Below are 18,801 nucleotides of genomic sequence, written 5' to 3'. Positions count from 1 at the left end.
GAGTCGACCAGAATCGGCGCACGCGCAACTTGTGCCTCGTCAGCCTCTGGGTCAGCCTTTGGTCCCTCGGGTTTCTCGGGCGTGCGCCGTGCGCACCGCGTCCAGGAAGCGGTGGGCCGTGCCCGTGCCCAGCTCGCCGGCGGCCTCGCGCTGATCCAGGGTGAGCAGATAGCGGGTGCCGTTCACGGTGGCGCGGGCGCGGCCGCGGGCCGCGAACCAGGGCCTGCTCGCGTGCACGGAATCCACGGGCGCACTGTCGATCTCGCGGCCGTAGCTGGTGAGCAGTTCCAGCCTGCCGTCCTTGATCTTGATCTGCCCGGCCCGGGTGAGAGAGCGAAGAAACCGCTCGATCCGCACCCCTGTCGCATTGAACTCGGACGCCGCGAACTCTGGCTCCGCCACGGTGCACCACCTCCCCGGCCGACAGCCGAACCAACCACTTGCCCGCAGTCTGCCTGTGAGACGGCTCGTGCACCAGTGCCCATTTATGATCGAAAGGTCCGAGAGCTCCCGATGAGCTCGGAAGCCATCGTGAGGAGCGGCGTGAACAGCACAGCGCAACCGGGGGCGGCGGACGCGACAGGGATGGCTCCAGGGGGTCCCGCCACCCCCACGCTCGACGTGGACCGTACCGATTCCGGCTATCGGAGCTGGCTCAAGGAGGCCGTCCGCAAGGTCCAGGCCGACGCCAACCGCTCCGCCGACACCCATCTCCTGCACTTCCCGCTGCCCGAGGCGTGGGGGATCGACCTCTACCTCAAGGACGAGTCCACCCACCCCACCGGCAGCCTCAAGCACCGTCTCGCCCGCTCCCTCTTCCTGTACGGGCTGTGCAACGGCTGGATCCGGCCCGACCGGCCCGTCATCGAGGCGTCCAGCGGGTCCACCGCCGTCTCCGAGGCGTACTTCGCCAACCTCGTAGGCGTGCCCTTCATCGCCGTGATGCCGCGCACCACCAGCGCGGAGAAGTGCCGGCTGATCGAGTTCCACGGCGGACAGTGCCACTTCGTGGACGACCCCCGGAAGATGTACCAGGAGGCGGCCGCCCTCGCCGAGCGCTCCGGCGGTCACTACATGGACCAGTTCACCTATGCCGAGCGGGCCACCGACTGGCGGGGCAACAACAACATCGCCGAGTCCATCTACAGCCAGCTGCGGCTGGAGCGGCACCCGGAGCCCGCCTGGATAGTCGCCACGGCCGGCACCGGCGGCACCTCCGCGACGATCGCCCGCTACATCCGCTACATGCAGCACGACACCCGGGTCTGCGTCGCGGACCCCGAGAACTCCTGCTTCTTCGAGGGCTGGCGGGACCACGACCCCGAGGCGAGCAGCGACCGCGGCTCCCGCATCGAGGGCATCGGCCGGCCCCGCATGGAACCGAGCTTCGTGCCCGGCGCGATCGACCGGATGATGAAGGTCCCCGACGCCGCGAGCGTCGCCGCCGTACGGGCCTTGGAGCAGGCGATCGGCCGCAAGGCGGGCGGGTCCACGGGGACCGGGCTGTGGGGCGCCCTGAAGATCGTCGCCGAGATGGTCGCCGAAGGGCGCACCGGCAGCGTGGTCACCCTGATCTGCGATCCGGGCGACCGCTATCTCGACAAGTACTACTCGGACGCGTGGCTGGAGGAACAGGGCCTGAACATGGCGCCGTACGCCGGAACCATCGCGACCTTCCTGGCGACCGGCCGCTGGCCCGAGTAGCCCCCGCTCAAGCCCGCCTCACGCGTGAACAAGGCGCGTGAACGAGCGGTCTCATACGGTCGCCAGCCGCCGGTCCAGCGCGCGCACGGCCTCGCGGAACGCGCGCCCGAACCCCGGCCGGGCCAGCCGCAGCGCGCCCCTCACCGGGGCCGCCGCGTCCGCGGCGAACGTCCACCGCACGCGGGTGCCGGCCGTGTCCCCGGAGCCGATCGGGGTGAGCCGCCACTCCTCCAGCAGGGCGCGGATGCCGGGTGCGTTCACCTCGTCGACGCGGTAGGCGTACCGCTCGGGCGCGTCCGCGGCCATGATCGTCTCGATGAAGCGGACCCCGCCGACCAGTCGGACCTCCCGGCCCCTCGTGCCGTCGACCGGACGGGCCAGGGTGATCGCCCGATACCACGTGGGCCAGTCCGTGACCTCCTCGGCCAGCGCCCGGTAGACCGTCTCCGGCCGCGCCGCGGCGTCAGCGGCGAAGACCAGGCGCAGCGGGGCGGTCTCGACGAAGTCGAGTCCGACGGGGCGGAGTCGGCGCGCCATGGGACGTACACCCCCAACAGGATCGGCGACGTGACCGGCGGGCACACCATAGCGGTCGGGCCGTCAGATGTCTGCGTCCTCTTCGGGGCCGCCCACCACTACCAGCTCCGACAGGTGCTCGGAGATCTCCGCGCGCGCCGGCGCCGGCAGCCCCGCGTCCGTCACCAGCGCGTCCACCTCCTCCAGCGCGGCGAACGAGCTGAGACCGACCGTCCCCCACTTGGTGTGGTCCGCCACGACCACCACCCGCCGTGCGGAGCGCACGAAATGCCGGTTGGTCTCGGCCTCCGCGAGGTTCGGCGTGGACAGCCCGGCCCGCACCGAGATGCCGTGCACGCCCAGGAAGAGCACATCGAAGTGGAGAGAGCGGATCGCGGCGTCCGCCACCGGCCCCACCAGCGTGTCCGAGGGCGTACGGACCCCGCCCGTCAGCACCACCGTCGCGGCGCCGGGCCGGGGCCCCGAACCACCGCTGGCCGCCGCCCGCTGCGCGTTGTAGAACACATCGGCCACGCGCACCGAATTCGTCACCACCGTCAGGTCCGGCACCTCCAGCAACTGCTGGGCCAGGGCGAACGCGGTCGTACCGCCGGCCAGGGCGATGGCGCTGCCGGGCGCCGCCATCCGCGCCGCGGCTCTGGCGATGTCCTCCTTCGCGCTGAGCTCAAGGCCCGCCTTCGCCTCGAAACCCGGCTCGTGCGTGCTCGCCTCCGCGACCGGCACCGCTCCGCCGTGCACCTTCTCCAGCACGCCCTGCCGGGCGAGCGCGTCCAGGTCGCGGCGGACCGTCATGTCCGAGACGTTCAGCTTCCGGGTCAGCTCATTGACCCGGACCCCGCCGCGCCGCCTGACCTCGTCGAGGATCAGGGCGCGCCGCTGCTCCGCGAGGAGGTTCTGGTTGTCGCTCACCCGGCCCGTCCCTTCCGATCAGCCGTCGCCCGTTGTCGCGCGCTCATCCTCCCACGCGGGTATGACGGCGCATCGCCGGAGCGCTCCCGGACCGTTCGGATCACGATTGCGCCTCAGCCGTGCCGCAGCGGGTGTTGTCAGTGCCTCCGGGCACAATCCTCTTAGCGAACCACCACACCGGGATCGGGGGCACGGTGGCACCGGCCGCGCACGACAGAGCGTCAGCAGCACGAAGCACCGAAACGCGGAAGACGGAAGGGCAGGCGACCGACGGCACTCGCGACGGGCAGCAGGACCGCCCCGCGCTGGAACTGCTCGTCCACGGGGTGGGCGGCACCACCCCGCAGGAGATGCTCAACGACGCGCGCACCGAGCGCGTCACCGGCGACGCCACCGCGGGCATCTACCGGCGCTCCGGCGACATCGACGCCGAGCAGCGCCCCGCCGACTACCGCGAGGAGCCGGTGCGCGAGGCGTACGTCTGGTGCGACCTCACCTCCGGCGACAGCTCCCGCGCCCTGTGGCTGGTGCTGCTCCCCTTCATGGTGGCCAACCTCGCCCACTGGATGCGGCCTTCCGCCACCGGCCGCACTCGGACCGTGCGCGCGTACGGCATGATCATGCGGCTCGTCGCGCTGAGCCTCACCGTCCTGCTCATCGCCGCCGCCTGCGAGGTCGCCCTGGACCTCACGGCCTGGCAGTGCGCCGGCACGGCCTCCTGCGCCTCCGGGAAGTCCTGGCTCCACTTCATGTCGCCGGAGCGGGGCGGCTGGTGGAGCCAGCCCGGCCGGCGGCTCGCGCTCGCGGCCGCCGTGCCCGCCGCCATAGTGGCCCTCCTCTGGTTCCTCTCGCACCGCACCTGGAGCGCGTACGAGTCCCAGCAGCCGACCGGCCGACCCCTCGACGAGGACGACCCGGCGGGCACCGGCCGCCCCGCGCTGTGCCTGCCCGGCTTCTGGTACGGCCGGCGGCTCGTGGCCCGGCTGCGCGCCGCCCACACCGCGGCCGGCTTCCTGACCGTCGCCGCCGCGATCTCCTGGGCCGTGTCCCGCTACGACCGCCGGGAGGGCGGCGACCCCTGGCTGGACGTCTTCGGCTGGTGGCTCGACGTACTGACGATCTCCGTCGGCGCCCTCATCGTGTACGTGGTGTGCCGCCGCGGCCGCAGCGAGGCCCGCACCGACGACGCGCTCGACCGGGCCACCGCGCGGTCGCTGCCCGGCATCGCCTTCGCCGTCCTGCTGCTCTCCGTGCTGCACGCCGCCTGGAACCGGCCCGGCTGGACGTCCCGGGGCATGCTGCCCGGCAACGAGACCTTCGGGCTGATCGCCCTGGCCCAGGGCGTCCTCGTCGTGGGCCTCGCGGTCGCGGCCCGCGCGCTCTACCAGGGAGCCCCCATAGAGCGGTCCCCGCTGCGCGGTCTCGCCGGCCCCGCCGTCGCGATGCTCGCCTGCGCGCTCGGCGGCGTGCTCTCCGGCGGCGTCGCCCAGTGGATCGCCGACCGGCTCGACGGAGGCCGCACGCCCGGCATGGGCGGGGGAGCCGTCGAGGGGCCGCCGGTGGTGCTGTCCTGGCAGGCGTCGATCATCCCGGCGCTGCTGTCCGCCCTGCTGCTCCTGGTGCTCTACTTCGTGTGGACGACCCTCGTGCGCAAGCGGCGGCTCGTGCGCACCGTCCCCGACGGCTACCCGGACGAGCGGCCCGACGCGGCCCGTACGGGCGCCATCGCCGGGACCATCGCGCGCGCCGGGCTCACCGACTCCGCCCCCTGGGTGGTCGCCACCGTCGCCGTGGTCACGCTCGTACTGGGCGGCGTCGCCGTCGCCGGTGCCTGGAGCACCCACGAGGTGCCGGGCCAGGCCGCGGAGGGAACGACCGGCGTCATCGAGGCCGGGGCGCGGGCATCGCAGGCGCTCGGCTCGTGGTTCATGGGCTTCGTCTTCGTGCTCTTGCTGACCTGGGGGCGCCGCGCCTACCGCGACCCCTCCGCGCGCCGCACCATCGGCATCCTGTGGGACGTCGGCACCTTCTGGCCGCGCGCCGCCCACCCCTTCGCGCCGCCCTGCTACGCGGAGCGGGCCGTCCCCGACCTCACCTGGCGGATGAAGACCTGGACGCAGCGCACCGAGGGGCGGCTCGTGATCTCCGGGCACTCCCAGGGCAGCGTCCTCGCCGCCGCCGCCGTCTGGCAGCTGGACCGGCGCACCCGGAAGCGCGTCGCCCTGCTCACCTACGGCTGCCCCCTGGAGCGGCTCTACGGGCGCTGGTTCCCCGCCTACTTCGGCCCCGCGCAGCTGACCGCGCTGCATGGCGACATCCACTGCTGGCGGAATCTGTGGCGGCTCACGGACCCGATCGGCGGCCCCATCCGGCTGCCCGACAACACCGGCCCCGAGGTCGACTGCGGCCCCCTCAAGGACCCCCTCGCCTACGGACGTACGCCGGACCACCCGCTGCCCGCGCCCATACTCGGCCACTCCGATTACCAGGCCGCCCCCGAGTTCGACGCGGAGCGCACCACGCTCCTCGCCAGGCTGGGGCCGACCCGGATACCGGCACAGCCCGGGGCTCAGGGCAGCTCGGGCAGATCCTCCGAGTAGAGCAGCGTCAGCTCGTCGGTGCTCGGGTCGGGGAGCTGCGCCACCCGGCCCGCGTGCCGCTCGACCATCGCCTCGAAGGTCTGCCGGGCGGTGCGGCCGTTGCCGAACGCCGGGCCCTTGGGAAGCTCCGTGAAGTAGGTGAGCAGTGCCTCGGAGGCACCCTCGCCGATCCGGTACTCGTGCTCCTCCACCTGCTGCTCGATGATGCGCAGCAGCTCCCGCGGCGTGTAGTCGCCGAAGGTGATGGTGCGCGAGAAGCGGGACGCCACACCGGGGTTGACGGACAGGAAGCGCTCCATCTCGGCGGTGTACCCGGCGACGATCACCACGACCGCCTCCCGGTGGTCCTCCATCAGCTTCACCAGCGTGTCGATGGCCTCGCGGCCGAAGTCCCGGCCCGAGTCCTCGGGGGACAGCGCGTACGCCTCGTCGATGAAGAGCACTCCGCCGCGTGCCCGGTCGAACGCCTCCTGGGTGCGGATGGCGGTCGAGCCGATGTGCTCGCCGACCAGGTCTACCCGCGAGACCTCCACCAGATGGCCGCGCTCCAGCACGCCGAGGGAGGCGAGGATCTCGCCGTAGAGCCGTGCGACGGTGGTCTTGCCGGTGCCGGGGGAGCCGGTGAAGACGAGATGGCGGCGGACCGACGCGGCCTTGAGGCCGGCCAGCTGACGGCGGCGGCCCACCTCGATCATGTCGGTGAGGGCGCGCACCTCCCGCTTGACGCTTTCCAGGCCGACCAGCGCGTCGAGTTCGCCGAGCACCTGGACGGAGGGGCGCACGGAGGAGGCGGCCGACGGCTCGGGCGCGGCCGGCTGCGGGGTGCGCGGCCCCGGCACCCCGCCGAGCAGCCCGACCGTCTGCACCGCCGTCTCCACCGCGGTGGCCGGGGAGCCGAGCCCGGCGGAGGGGGAGACGGCGGCGAGCGTCGCGCTCTCGTCGCTCGTGCAGTCCTCGCTGACCGGGCCGTCCTCGGCGAACTCGTAGCCGCCGCGCGCGCACCGCTCGGTGCGGCACCGGGTCAGCGTCGTGCGGCAGCCGTCGATGATGTGGAAGCCGTAGCCGCTGCTGCCCGTCACCCGGCAGCCGTGAAAGGTGCCGCGGCCCTCCGCCGACACGTAGAACCCCGCCTCGATGGGCGACGTCACCGTGCAGCGCTCGATGGAAGGGTCCGCGCCCTTGGTGACGATGACGCCGGTCGCCGCCCCGTCGATCGTGCAGTTCGCCAGGGTGCCGCCACTGCCGTGGTCGCGGAACCAGGCCCCGGTCGCCGCCTCGCGTATCCGGCAGTCGTCGAGCTGCGCGGTGGCGCCGTCGCTCACCGACACGGCCGTGTTGCGGACCTGGGATATGTCGCTGTCCACGACGTCGGCGCGCGAGCCGCGGTCGAGGACGAACAGGGCGTCGGGCACGTCGCGCACCCGGCAGGAGTCGAGGACGGCGGTCGCGCCGTCGCTCACCCAGACCGCCGGGTAGTCGCCCGTACTCTCGTTGATCTCACACTGGTTGGCGTCCACCCGCGTGCCCGGGTCCCACACGGACAGGCCGTTGCGGCCGAACCGGCGCACCGTGGTGCGCGTCAGCGTGAGCACCGAACGCGACCGCAGATCGACCGCGTTCTCCGGGATGTCGTGGATGTCGCAGTCGGAGAGCGTGAGCACGGAGTCGGTGTCGAGCGTGACGCCGTCCGCGGAAGTCCGGTGCACTTGGCAGTCCGTGAGGTGGCCGGTGGCGCGCGAGGCCAGCTGGACGCCGCTGCCCTTGATCTCGTACACCTCGCAGCCGATGGCCTCCAGCGCGGTGCCCTCGCCCGTCATCGCCAGCCCGGCCCCCGAGGTGTGGTGGATGCGGCAGCGCTCCAGGCGCGGATGGCCGCCGCCGCGCACCGCGACCCCGGACTGGCCGGCGGCCACCACCTCGCACTCCTCGAAGACGCCGCCGGCTCCGTCCAGCACGCTGATGCCGACGCCGCCCGGGTTGTCCACGGTGCAGCGGCGGACCGTCGGCCTGGCTCCGCCACGCACCTCGATGCCCACCGCCGAGCGGGTCGCCACCCGAAGGCCGGCCAACTCCGGTGCGCCGCCCTCGATGAGCAGCGCGGGCACCGTCGAGTCCTGCCCCTCGACGTAGAGGTCGTGCAGGGCCGCGGAGCCCCGTACGGTCAGTGGCACGCCCTCGGTCGGCGCGATCCGCACCGAGCCGCGCGCGCTCTCGCTGCCGCGCAGTGTGACGGCCCGGACCACGACGAGGTTCTCCCGGTACGTGCCGGGAGCGATGGACAGCACGTCCCCGTCGGCCGCGGCCTCCAGGGCGGCGGCGAGGGAGGCGTACTCTCCCGTGCGCCGCCGCCACCGCGATGTGCCGGTGTGCGTCACCTGGACCGAGCCCTGTGCCATGGTGCTGTTGTGCCCCCACCTCGTGCGTGTGTTCACCGCGTACGGACGTGTACTGGCGGCACCACCGTAGCGTGCGCGGGGGACGGGAGTTGACCGGTCAGCTCCCCGCGCCCGCACGGCCCCAGGTCTGGCCCGCCCGCGCCCACGCGTGGTCCCACCGCGCGTACCTTCTCAGCATGAGCTGCCGGACGACCACCCGGCGGAGGCCCTCGACGAGCCCCGCTGTCGCGCCGGCCGTGCCGAGCCCGGCGAGGGCGGTGTGCGCGGCGGCCGTGGTGCTGTCCATGGGACGGGCGGAGGCCCTGCCGGTGTCGTCGGTCCACAGCGGGAACGGGTCGCCGGGGGCGGCGACCTGCCGGGCGCTGACGACGCCCGTGCGCGTACCCCCGTCGGGGCCGGTCCAGTTGGCGAGCACCCGGCGGTGCCGTGGGCGGTGCCCGGAGGCGGTCTCGGGGTCGGGTTCCATCGGCGGTCTGGGCATGAGCCGCACGGCCGTCGCGGTGACCAGATGCCGGTGCTGCTGCTGTTCCCGTACGGTCTGCCGCAGCGCGCCATGGGCGAGCGAGCCCACGATCCAGCCGGCCGCCGGGGCCGCGACCAGCATCAGCAGTACGGCGACCAGTCCCACCCACGCCTCGACGAGGTCCGTTCCACGGCGCAGCGGGTTGTGCCGCCACCGCCAGATGACCGGAGTCTTGTGCACGGTGCTGCACCCCCTTCCGCGTCCGTAAATACCTCACTTGAGGGGTTACATGCGCGAGACGGCGGGGGAGAGAGCAAAATCACCCTTTGCGCAGGGCTGTCGCCGTGGCGCGTTGACGCGGGGTGACGGGTGTGCTCCCACGGGGGCTACTCAAGAATCTCGACCGCGTCGCCGACCCGCAGCGTCCCGGTGGTTTCGGGGATGAGGTTCTGCCCGAACACGAGCTGGTCGCCGATGCGGTGGTGGCGGGCGAGCGTGCGCAGCGGCTCCTTGCCGCGCTCCGCGGTGCGCTGGTCGGTCGTGGTGATGACGCAGCGCGCGGAGAACCCGGCGACCCGGAAGCCGACCTCGCCGATGCGCACCCGCCGCCAGCTGTCCTCGGCCCATGGCGCGACGCCGTCGATGACCACGTTGGGCCGGAAGCGGTTCATGGGCAGCGGGCCCTCGTCCGCGTGGTCGCCCTGAGCGATCAGGGAGTTGAGGGCGTCGAGCGAGGCTGCCGTGGTGAGCAGCAGCGGGAAGGCGTCGGCGAAACTCACGGTCTCGCCGGGCCGTGCGTACTCGGGGTCGATCGGGCGGCGGTGTGCGGGGGCATCGAGGTATCTCAGCCGGGCTTCGACGCCGAGGTAGTCGCCCGCCCAGGCGTCCGCGGCGGCGCCCGCGGGCACTGCCTCGACCTTGTCCCGGAAGAGCTGCACGGGGACTGTGTCGATCTCCCCGGGTACTGCGACGTCCAACGGCTCGCGGCCCGGGGCCGCCAGCCGGATCCCGCCGTCGGGCAGCGGGGACGCCGACGCCAAGGCGAGGCGCGGCTGCTGCCGTTGAGTGATCATCTTGCCGTCGGGCTCGGTCAGCACCCATCTCCGGTCCCCGGCGAGCCCCCACGGCTCCACGGCCGCCTCGCCGGGCGCGCACCCCGCGACCGACTTCACCGGATAGACATGGACCGCGTTCAACACTGGGTTGGGCATGCGGTCAGTTTGCCAGCCGGGTCGGACAGTTGAGCGATCGGTCAGGTCAGTAGCCTCCTTGGTTGGGGTACTGACGGCCGTACTGGTCGTCGTACGGCGACGGGGCCGGCCGGGGCGCGACGGGCCGCATCGCCTCGTACCCCGAGGGTGCGGCCGGGCGCTGCTGGTACTGCTGCGGGCCCGGGTAGCCGCGCGGGCCGCCCGCCTGCTGCGGGATGTACGGCGCGGGGGCCTGCTGGAGCGCCGGCTGCTGCGCCGCGGCGGGATAGCCCTGCGGCGGAGTGTGCTGGGACGGCCCCGCCGGCAGCGCGGGCAGCGCGGCCGGGAGCGCGGGGAAGTGTCCGCTGGAGTCGTACGGGGAAGGAACCCGGATCGGCGCGATCTGCGGAGTGCCCCGCTCGGCGACGAGGCTGTCGTAGATAGGGGTGTCCGGGAACGACGACGCGGCGAAGTAGCCGCCGCCGTAGGAACTGCGGGGGGAGGTCATAGCCCATAAGTTAAGCCCACCGCCCAGGCCCGGTCTACGGGAAGGTATCAGCAACCCCCTTCTGACCTGCAAATACACAGGTTGGCCCACAAGGGGCACATCGGGACACACCCGTATGTTCAGCCACCCCTGGCGCAGGGGTTTCCGCTCCGCGGGTCCGGCCGGCGAACGCCCGTTCCGGCCGCGGGGGAGGGGGCCTCCACGGTTCCGCCGGTCGTCGCCCTCCTGTGCAACTCGGCTGCTCCTTCGGTGAGTTCACCCGCAAGGGGGGTGCGGGTGCGGGCGGCGGGCGGGGTCGGCGCTCCGCCTGTGGGCGCCGCAAAGCGAGCGAACCTGCGAAAAGCGGTCGCCAAGGTACGTTGGGACCGCGTACAGACCGGCCGCGGACACGGCCCGTTCGGAGGGGTGGAGCATGACCATGCGCAAGGGCGCCAATGTGCAGATTCCGGCACCGTCGGTGAGGGTCGAACTGGGCTGGCGCACCGGTGCCGGCGTGCCGGACGTCGATGCCTCCGCGCTGCTGCTGTGCTCGGGGAAGGTCCGCTCCGACGCGGACTTCGTCTTCTACAACCAGCCGGCGCACGCCTCGGGCGCCGTGCGCCACGAGGGCAAGCGCCCCGCCGACGGAGCGGTCACCGACACCCTCTCCGTCGACCTCGACCGGGTCGAGCCCGCCATCGAGACCGTCGTCATCGCGGCCTCCGCCGACGACGGCTCCTTCGGCCAGGTGCCGGGCCTGTGCGTCCGGGTGCTCGACGCGTCGAGCGGCGCGGAGCTCGCCCGGTTCGACAGCGAGGACGCCACGGTCGAGACCGCCTTCGTCCTCGGCGAGCTCTACCGACGGCAGGGCGCGTGGAAGTTCCGCGCGGTCGGCCAGGGGTACGGCACCGGGCTCGCCGGACTGGCGACCGACTTCGGCATCAGCGTGGACGAACCGCCGGCGGCCGCCTCCGCGCCCGTACCGTCGGCCGCCCCCACGCCCGTACCGCCGGTCGCGCCGGCGCCGCCGGCCGCCCCGGCGCGGTCCGCGCAGCCCGCGCCGCAGCCGCCCGCGCAGCCCGTCGCGCCGCCGCCCGCCGCCCCGCCGGCTCCGGCTCCGGCTCCGGCCCCAGTGCGGCTCACCAAGGTGACGCTCACCAAGGAAGCGCCGTCCGTCTCGCTCACCAAGCAGGGCGGCACCTCGGGCTCGATGAGCGTCAACCTCAACTGGGAGGTCCGCAAGCAGGCCGCCAAGGGCTGGGGCCAGAAACTCGGCAAGGCCATGGCCATGCACACCGACCTCGACCTCGACCTCGGCGCGCTCTACGAACTCACCGACGGCACCAAGGGCGTGGTGCAGGCGCTCGGCAACTCCTTCGGCTCGCTCCGCCAGGCCCCCTACATCCACCTCGACGGCGATGACCGGACCGGCGCCTCGGCGGCCGGCGAGAACCTCACGATCAACCTCGACCGCAAGGCGGAGATCGCCCGCGTGCTGGTCTTCGTGACCATCTACGAGGGCGCCCGTAGCTTCGCCAACCTGCACGCCACGGTCACCCTGAGCCCGCAGGGCGGCGCACCCGTCGACTTCTCGCTCGACGAGTGCACCGTGCCCTCCACCGTCGCCGCCCTCGCCCTGATCACCAACACCGGCGACGACCTCATGATCCAGCGCGAGGCCCGCTACCTCGTGCCGGACCGCGGCGTCAGCCCCCAGCGCACCCTGGACCGCGCCTACGGCTGGGGCATGAACTGGACCCCCGGCCGCAAGTGATCGCGCCGGCTCACGGCGCGGCCTCGGGACGGGCGTACGTACGCCCCTTCCAGGCCGCGCCGCGGCCCCGGTAGTGCTGCACGGCGGAGTCGACGGTCATCGCCAGATACGCCGCGGCGATCAGCGGCAGCAGCGGAGCCAGCCACAGCGGCTGCCGGTAGTAGCGCAGTATCGGCAGGTAGGTGCCCGTCATGACCGCCCAGGCGCAGCCGCCGAGCAGCGCCGGGGCGGCGGCGCCGGCCGCCGCGCCCGCCACCAGTGCCACGGGCGGCGCGAGATACACCACCGTGAGCCCCGCGACCGTGCCCACCAGCAGCAGCGGATGGTGGCGCAGCTGCGCGTACGCGCTCCGAGACACCATCCGCCACAGCGGCCCCAGGCCCGTATACGGCCGGACGCTCTCCACCCGGTCCGCCAGCCCCAGCCAGATCCGCCCGCCGGACCGCTTGACCGCCCGCGCCAGGGTCACGTCGTCGATCACCGCCTGCCGGATGGCCTCCGGGATCCGCGCCCGCTCGGCCGCCTCCACGCCGAGCAGCACACAGCCGCCCGCCGCCGCCGCCGTCCGCCCACCGGGCCGGTTGACCCAGCGGAACGGGAACAGCTGCCCGAAGAGGTAGACGAACGCCGGGACGATCAGCCGTTCCCAGACGGTCTCCACCCGCAGCCGGGCCATCTGCGACACCAGGTCCAGCCCGTTCGTCCGCGCCGCGCACACCAGCTCGCGCAGGCTGTCCGGGCCGTGCGCGATGTCGGCGTCCGTCAGCAGCAGGTATTCGGCGTCCGTACGGGCACGGGCCAGCGCCATCCCGTGCCGTACCGCCCACAGCTTCCCGGTCCAGCCGGCCTCCGGTTCGCCCGGCGAGTCGACGGTCAGGGGCAGTCCGCCCCGGTCGGCGGCGAGCGCCCGCGCCAGGTCGCCCGTGCCGTCCGAGCTGCCGTCGTCGATCAGGAAGACCTCCGCCCGGCCGGGGTACTCCTGGGCGAGCAGCGTGGGCAGGCTCCGCGGCAGGACCTCCGCCTCGTCCCGGGCCGGTACCACCACCGCGACCGACGGCCACTCGGCGGGCGGCGCCCGGTCCGGCAGCCTGACGTCCGTACGCCAGAAGAAGCCCTGTCCCAGCAGCAGCCACCCCCAGGCGGCCAGGGAGACGACGGCGATCCAGGTCAACGCGTTCACCCGCCGCAGTCTGCCTCACCCGCGCCCTCCCGGAGGGGCCCCCGCGCGATCGGCGCGGAAATCGGCGGAAGGCGGTGGCAGGAGGCGTGCGGCAGTCGGCGTCCGCCCCCGCGCGCCCCCGCGCAGACCGCCCCGGTAAGGTGATCGAGTGAAGATCGCGCTGATGGACTCTGGTAACGGGCTGCTGGCCGCGGCAGCCGCCGTACGCCGGCTGCGACCCGACGCGGATCTGGTGCTCTCCTCCGCGCCCGACACACTGCCCTGGGGCCCCCGGAGCGCCGAGGACGTCACCGAACTCTCACTCGGCTGCGTACGGGCCGCCGCGGCGCACCGCCCCGACGCCCTGATCGTCGCCTGCAACACCGCATCCGTGCACGCCCTGGAGGCGATCCGCGCCGAGCTGGAGCCGGGCATCCCCGTGGTCGGGACCGTTCCGGCGATCAAGCCCGCGGCGGTCGGCGGCGGGCCGGTCGCGATCTGGGCCACCCCGGCCACCACGGGCAGCCCCTACCAGCGTGGGCTGATCCGGGACTTCGCCGCCGGGGTCGACGTCACCGAGGTGGCCTGCCCCGGCCTCGCCGACGCCGTGCAGCACGCCGATCCGGCCGCCCTCGACGCCGCGGTGGCCGTCGCCGCCGCCCGCACGCCCCACGATGTAAGGGCCGTCGTCCTGGGCTGCACCCATTACGAGCTGGTCGCCGAGCGCATCCTCGCCGCCGTCCAGCAGCCCGCCGCGCCGCCCCTCGCGCTCTACGGCTCGGCCGACGCCGTCGCCGCCCAGGCGCTGCGCCGGATCGGCGCGCGACCGGCCCCCGCGGCCGAGCCGACCGGTGATCTCACCGTCCTGCTCGGCGGTCAGGAGGCGGCCCTGGAGCCGGCCTCGCTCACCTATCCGGAGGGGCGTCTTCTGGCGGTGGTCAGTCCGGCCTGACAGCAGGGGCCGACCTGGAGGAATGGGCCAGGGGGAACATGGGTACGGACGGTGCGGGACGTTCGGCCCGCTGTCGGCATGCCCGAATTTGGATAGGCTGCCTCCCATGAAGGACCACACCGAGGACGAGAAGCCGGGCGTGACCCCGCACCTCCCCGATGTCTGGACAGGGCGTGCCACCAACCGGGTGCAGTGGGTGCTGGCCGCGGCGGGCGCGGCCTGCGTGGCCCTCGGCGTCCAGCTGGCCGTCGACTCCGCGTGGACCTCGGGGCTCGCACCGCTGGTGATGTCCGTGGTCGGCTGTCTCGCGGCCGGACTGCTGATGCTCTACGGGACCCTGGCCTTCGTGCACGTGGCGGTGCGGGTCGACAAGGAGGCCCTGGAAGTGCGCTGCGGCCACATGGGGCTGCCCCGCCGCCGCATCCTGCTCGCCCATGTCGTCGACGCGGACTTCGCGCCCAGAGTCACGCCCCGCCAGTGGGGCGGCTGGGGCTACCGCTGGCGCCCCGAGATCGGCACCGCCGTCGTGGTGCGGCGCGGCGAGGCGATCGTGATCCGGCTCGGCGACGGCATGTCGTTCACCGTCACCGTGGACGACGCAGAGGCTGCCGTGCAGGTGATCCGCGACCTGCTGCACCTCGCTCCCCCCGGCCGTACGGCGCGTATCCAGCCGTAGCGGGGCGGATTCCTAGCCACATTCGAACAATGTCCGAGTCACGCCCAACCCGGGCCGCGTTCTCGCGGTCCGGGCCACGGGCCCGCCCTGCGCGCCGTGCCGCCCCCGGCTCATGATCGGCACGCCCATTACGCTCGGGGTATGGCGACTCCCGACTTCATCCGAGAACTCCGCGCGACCGCGGGCCACCAGCTGCTGTGGATGCCCGGCGTCAGCGCGATCGTCTTCGACGACCAGGGCCGGGTGCTGCTCGGCCGCCGGGCCGACAACGGCCGCTGGTCGATCATCGGCGGCATCCCCGAGCCGGGCGAGCAGCCCGCGGCGACGGCCGTGCGCGAGGTGTACGAGGAGACCGCCGTGCACGTCGTGCCCGAGCGGGTGCTGCTCGTCGAGGCGCTGGACCCGGTGACCTACCCCAATGGGGACGTCTGCCAGTTCATGGACATCTGCTTCCGGTGCCGCGCCGTCGGCGGGGAGGCGAAGGTCAACGACGACGAGTCCCTGGAGGTGGGCTGGTTCTCGCTGGACGCGCTGCCCGCCTTGGAGGAGTTCGCCATGGCGCGGATCAAGCAGGCCGCGGGGGACGAGCCCACCTGGTTCCGGGGGGTCGACGGGGCGCCGGACGCGACACGGCGGTAGGGCGGTTGCCGATTGCGGGGGGCCGGGTGGTAAGCAAAGGTCATGAGTGGCGCCGGCCGTGGACCGGCCGGGTAAGACGCCGCGCGATCGCTCTTTCATGAGGGAAGGACATCATGCCGCTAGAGGGAGAGTACGAGCCCAGCCCGGAGAAGATGGTGCGCGACCAGGTCGAGCTGTTCGAGCGGACCGGGGGCCGCGAGGGGAACACGATGCAGGGCATGCCCGTCATCATCCTCACGACCCGGGGTGCGAAGTCCGGCAAGATCCGCAAGACCCCGCTGATGCGGGTGGAGCACGACGGCTCCTACGCCGCGGTCGCCTCGCTGGGCGGTGCGCCCAAGCACCCCGTCTGGTACTTCAACGTGCTGGCCGACCCGCACGTCGAGCTGCAGGACGGGGCCGAGCGCCGGGATCTGACGGCGCGTGAGATCGCCGGCGAGGAGAAGGCGCGGTGGTGGCGGCGCGCGGTCGAGGCGTACCCGGACTACGCCGACTATCAGCGCAAGACGGACCGTGAGATTCCGGTGTTCGTGCTGGAGCCCGCCGGGGCCTGAGCCCGGGGGCAGGGTCCTTTGGACAGTCGGAGGGGGCGGTTCCGCCGATCCGGCCCGCTACGCGGGCGGGGCGGAGCCGCCCCTTTCTGTATGTACCTGACATTTGGGACGGCCATCATTCGGCCGATTTCCGGGCGGGCGTGTCCTGTGGCCGAGCACCCCCCGAACATCGAAGCGAACTAGTCGATCAGGAGGACTAGACCAATACCGGTCCAGGTCACCACATGTGCCACCGACACGGGCCACCGCCGCCCCGGTGCGGCCGCCGTGATCCTTGCAGCGTGCATTCAGGACAGCCGGCGGCGCGGGATGGCCGCTTCCTGAGCAGTGTGCGACTCGCGGCACTCCGGTTTGCCGCAATATATGGCTGTGCGGTTGAGGCGTGGGCGTGGGGCCCGTGCAGGGGCGTGCTGAGCCGGGGTGGGGAGCTCCGGCCGCCGTTGGGGTCACACCGCACTCGAAGGATGACATCGGTTTCGCGTGCGGTCACCGCTCTTCGCGCTGCGCACGCACCTGTACCGGACGGACCGCGCACGGTTCCGTCCCGGGGGGAGAACACCATGGGGCAACTGGCCCGACTGGCCTCGGCATGCGCCGCGGCCGCACTGCTCGCGATGGCGCTACCGGCGGCCGGAGCGAGCGCCGCGGAGGACATACCCAGAGTCGACCTACGGCTCCTGGTCGTCGACGACGGCGAGCCCGCCACCGCGGCGATACGCGCCGAACTGACCGGCGCCGGGACGCCGTTCACCACCGTCAGCCTCACGGACAGCGGGCGCGCCCGCATCGACGACGCGTTCCTCAGCGACACCGTGGACGGGCGGCCGCGCGCCAAGTACCAGGGCGTGGTACTGCCGAACGACAACCCGTTCGGGGCCGACTCGAAGGAAATGGCCGCGCTGGCCGCGTACGAGAAGCGCTTCGGCATACGGCAGGTGGACGCCTACACCTACGCCCGGCCGGCCGTCGGCCTCAACCTCGCGCAGGACTCCGGCTACCTCGGCCCGCTGGACGGGCGCACCGCGCAGGTGACGGCGGCCGGCTCCGCCGGCCCCTTCAAGTACCTCAGTGGAAACGTTCCTTTTGAGGACAACGACCCTACTGTCAATGAAAGTTACGGCTACGCGGCCGTGCCGCTCGCCAAGCAGCAGGACGGCGCGACCTTCACCAGCTTTCTCGACACCGCCATCGCCGGCAGCTCCGCCCGCGGCTCCCTGATCGGTGAGTACACGCACGACGGGCGCAGCGAACTCGTGGTGACCTTTGTCTACAACGAGTACCAGAGCCAGCAGCGACTCGTGTCGCGCGGCGTCCTGGAGTGGCTGACCCAGGGCGTCCACCTGGGCGCCTCCCACAACTACTTCTCCATCCACGTCGACGACCTCTTCGCCGCCGACGACCGGTGGGACAGCAAGCTCAACTGCACCCCGGGCGACGTCGACTGCCCCGGCGGCACCGAACCCGTCACCGACCCCATCCGGATGACCACCGACGACGCGGAGCACGCGAAGGAGTGGTCGCGGGAGAGCGGCATCAAGATCGACTTCGCCTACAACGGCGGCGGCAGCGTCGAGTACAAGGCAGAGCACGGCGGCAAGGACCCGCTCGCCGAGAAGTTCGTGGCCGACCAGAGCTCATACCGCTGGATCAACCACACCCTGAGCCACGCCTGGCTCGGCTGTGTGCAGGACCTCAGCGTGGTGCCCTGGAAGTGCAAGACCGACTCCAGCGGCCGGCCGCTGTGGACCCCCCGCGCCGAGATCACCTCGCAGATCCAGGACAACCTCGACTGGGCCAAGAAGGAAGGGCTGACCGTAGAACCGCACGAGCTGGTCACCGGTGAGCACTCCGGCCTCTCCACCACGCCCCAGCAGCCCGCCGACAACCCCGAGCTCACGCCCGCGCTCATCGCGACCGGCGCCACCTGGCTCGGCAGCGACACCTCCCGGGAGAAGGGCCAGCGCGCGGTCGGCCCCGCGCTCACCGTGCCCCGCTACCCGATGAACGTCTTCTACAACGCGGGCAAGGCCGCCGAAGAGGTCGACGAGTACAACTGGATCTACGGCAAGAAGGCCGACGGCGGCAGCGGCACCTGCGAGACCTCCACCAACACCACCTGCCTGCCCGCACCGCTGGACATCGCGACCGGCTACACCTCGTACATCGTGCCGCTCGAAGCCCGGATCGCGCTCGGACACGTGCTGGGCAACGACCCGCGCCCGCACTTCATGCACCAGTCCAACCTCTCCGAGGAGCGCATCGGCTACGTGGCGCTCGACAAGGTACTCGGCGATTACAAGGCCCTGTTCGCCGACAACACCCCGCTGATCAACCCGCGGATGCGGGACGCCGGCGCCGAGCTGCGCGAACGGGCCGACTGGCAGCGGGCCGTCACCGCCGGACAGGTCACCGCCTACCGGATCGGCTCGGCTGTCACCGTCACCGCTCCCGCCGGCGTCAAGGCGCCGGTGACCGCCCCGGACGGCACCGTGCAGAACAACGGCGGCTCCCAGACGGCCTTCGGCGCCGCGTACGCGGGGCAGCGCTCCGGCTGGGCCGCGCCCGCTGCCGGGCAGAGCGCCGTCACCCTCGGCCTGCCCGCCGCCGCGACCCCCGCCCCGGCGGCCCACGCCGGAGCGGCCGCGCACGTACAGCGCCCGGCCGCCGACCTCCCGGTCCCGGCCGGAGTACGCCACTCGGTGGGCTACGGCCCCGGAGACACCACCCGGCGGTAGGAGAACCGCCGTTCCGCACCGTCTCC

Annotated in this window: 16 protein-coding genes; 8 read left to right on the top strand and 8 right to left on the bottom strand. The window is 72.8% G+C overall.

Annotated features, from left to right (window positions below; translation table 11 throughout):
• Positions 1–51: 51 nt before the first annotated feature.
• The gene (locus AC07AB_RS29690; RefSeq protein WP_478573119.1) at positions 52–402 is read right to left on the bottom strand and encodes a hypothetical protein; all 351 of its coding nucleotides are present in this window, start codon (positions 400–402) and stop codon (positions 52–54) included.
• Between the two features lie 183 nt (positions 403–585).
• Between AC07AB_RS29690 and cds1 the strand changes: the two genes are divergently transcribed.
• Positions 586–1,704 (top strand): L-cysteine desulfhydrase Cds1, encoded by a 1,119-nt coding sequence (gene cds1 / locus AC07AB_RS29685; RefSeq protein WP_478573185.1) that lies wholly within the window; start codon positions 586–588, stop codon positions 1,702–1,704.
• A 51-nt stretch (positions 1,705–1,755) separates the two neighbouring features.
• Here cds1 and AC07AB_RS29680 read toward each other — a convergent pair whose 3' ends face one another.
• The gene (locus tag AC07AB_RS29680; protein WP_478573116.1) at positions 1,756–2,241 is read right to left on the bottom strand and encodes an SRPBCC family protein; all 486 of its coding nucleotides are present in this window, start codon (positions 2,239–2,241) and stop codon (positions 1,756–1,758) included.
• 63 nt (positions 2,242–2,304) lie between these two features.
• Complete coding sequence (locus AC07AB_RS29675) at positions 2,305–3,150, bottom strand: DeoR/GlpR family DNA-binding transcription regulator (protein ID WP_478573113.1); 846 nt, start codon at positions 3,148–3,150, stop codon at positions 2,305–2,307.
• Between the two features lie 194 nt (positions 3,151–3,344).
• Between AC07AB_RS29675 and AC07AB_RS29670 the strand changes: the two genes are divergently transcribed.
• Positions 3,345–5,750, top strand: a complete 2,406-nt coding sequence (locus tag AC07AB_RS29670) for a hypothetical protein (RefSeq protein ID WP_478573110.1) — start codon at positions 3,345–3,347, stop codon at positions 5,748–5,750.
• Here the strand turns inward: AC07AB_RS29670 and AC07AB_RS29665 are convergent.
• The 4 genes from AC07AB_RS29665 to AC07AB_RS29650 all read right to left on the bottom strand — a co-directional run bounded on the left by AC07AB_RS29665 (position 5,720) and on the right by AC07AB_RS29650 (position 10,307).
• A complete protein-coding gene (locus AC07AB_RS29665; protein ID WP_478573107.1) occupies positions 5,720–8,146 on the bottom strand; it encodes a right-handed parallel beta-helix repeat-containing protein in 2,427 nt (808 codons plus the stop codon). The two genes, AC07AB_RS29670 and AC07AB_RS29665, sit on opposite strands and share 31 nt — an antisense overlap.
• Before the next feature lie 97 nt (positions 8,147–8,243).
• Positions 8,244–8,849, bottom strand: a complete 606-nt coding sequence (locus AC07AB_RS29660) for an Rv1733c family protein (protein ID WP_478573104.1) — start codon at positions 8,847–8,849, stop codon at positions 8,244–8,246.
• A 146-nt stretch (positions 8,850–8,995) separates the two neighbouring features.
• Complete coding sequence (locus AC07AB_RS29655; RefSeq protein WP_478573101.1) at positions 8,996–9,820, bottom strand: MOSC domain-containing protein; 825 nt, start codon at positions 9,818–9,820, stop codon at positions 8,996–8,998.
• A 46-nt stretch (positions 9,821–9,866) separates the two neighbouring features.
• Positions 9,867–10,307, bottom strand: a complete 441-nt coding sequence (locus AC07AB_RS29650) for a DUF6643 family protein (RefSeq protein WP_478573099.1) — start codon at positions 10,305–10,307, stop codon at positions 9,867–9,869.
• A gap of 412 nt (positions 10,308–10,719) precedes the next feature.
• On the opposite strand from AC07AB_RS29650, the gene AC07AB_RS29645 reads away from it, so the two are divergent.
• Positions 10,720–12,060, top strand: a complete 1,341-nt coding sequence (locus AC07AB_RS29645) for a TerD family protein (RefSeq protein ID WP_478573096.1) — start codon at positions 10,720–10,722, stop codon at positions 12,058–12,060.
• Between the two features lie 10 nt (positions 12,061–12,070).
• On the opposite strand, the gene AC07AB_RS29640 is transcribed toward AC07AB_RS29645, so the two are convergent.
• On the bottom strand, positions 12,071–13,240 hold the full coding sequence (locus tag AC07AB_RS29640; RefSeq protein ID WP_478573093.1) for a glycosyltransferase: 1,170 nt from the start codon (positions 13,238–13,240) through the stop codon (positions 12,071–12,073).
• Positions 13,241–13,388: 148 nt separating this feature from the next.
• On the opposite strand from AC07AB_RS29640, the gene AC07AB_RS29635 reads away from it, so the two are divergent.
• The 5 genes from AC07AB_RS29635 to AC07AB_RS29615 all read left to right on the top strand — a co-directional run bounded on the left by AC07AB_RS29635 (position 13,389) and on the right by AC07AB_RS29615 (position 18,775).
• Positions 13,389–14,171: a glutamate racemase gene (locus tag AC07AB_RS29635; RefSeq protein ID WP_478573091.1), complete on the top strand. Its 783-nt coding sequence runs from the start codon at positions 13,389–13,391 to the stop codon at positions 14,169–14,171.
• A 106-nt stretch (positions 14,172–14,277) separates the two neighbouring features.
• Positions 14,278–14,847: a hypothetical protein gene (locus AC07AB_RS29630; RefSeq protein WP_478573088.1), complete on the top strand. Its 570-nt coding sequence runs from the start codon at positions 14,278–14,280 to the stop codon at positions 14,845–14,847.
• A 141-nt stretch (positions 14,848–14,988) separates the two neighbouring features.
• Entirely contained in the window at positions 14,989–15,486 is a 498-nt protein-coding gene (locus AC07AB_RS29625; RefSeq protein WP_478573085.1) for an NUDIX hydrolase, read from the top strand.
• Between the two features lie 113 nt (positions 15,487–15,599).
• On the top strand, positions 15,600–16,040 hold the full coding sequence (locus AC07AB_RS29620; protein WP_478573083.1) for a nitroreductase family deazaflavin-dependent oxidoreductase: 441 nt from the start codon (positions 15,600–15,602) through the stop codon (positions 16,038–16,040).
• Between the two features lie 560 nt (positions 16,041–16,600).
• On the top strand, positions 16,601–18,775 hold the full coding sequence (locus AC07AB_RS29615) for a hypothetical protein (RefSeq protein ID WP_478573081.1): 2,175 nt from the start codon (positions 16,601–16,603) through the stop codon (positions 18,773–18,775).
• Positions 18,776–18,801: the final 26 nt, after the last annotated feature.

Source organism: Streptomyces sp. NPDC044033, from assembly GCF_056434425.1.
This window is presented reverse-complemented; position numbering and strand designations above follow the sequence as displayed.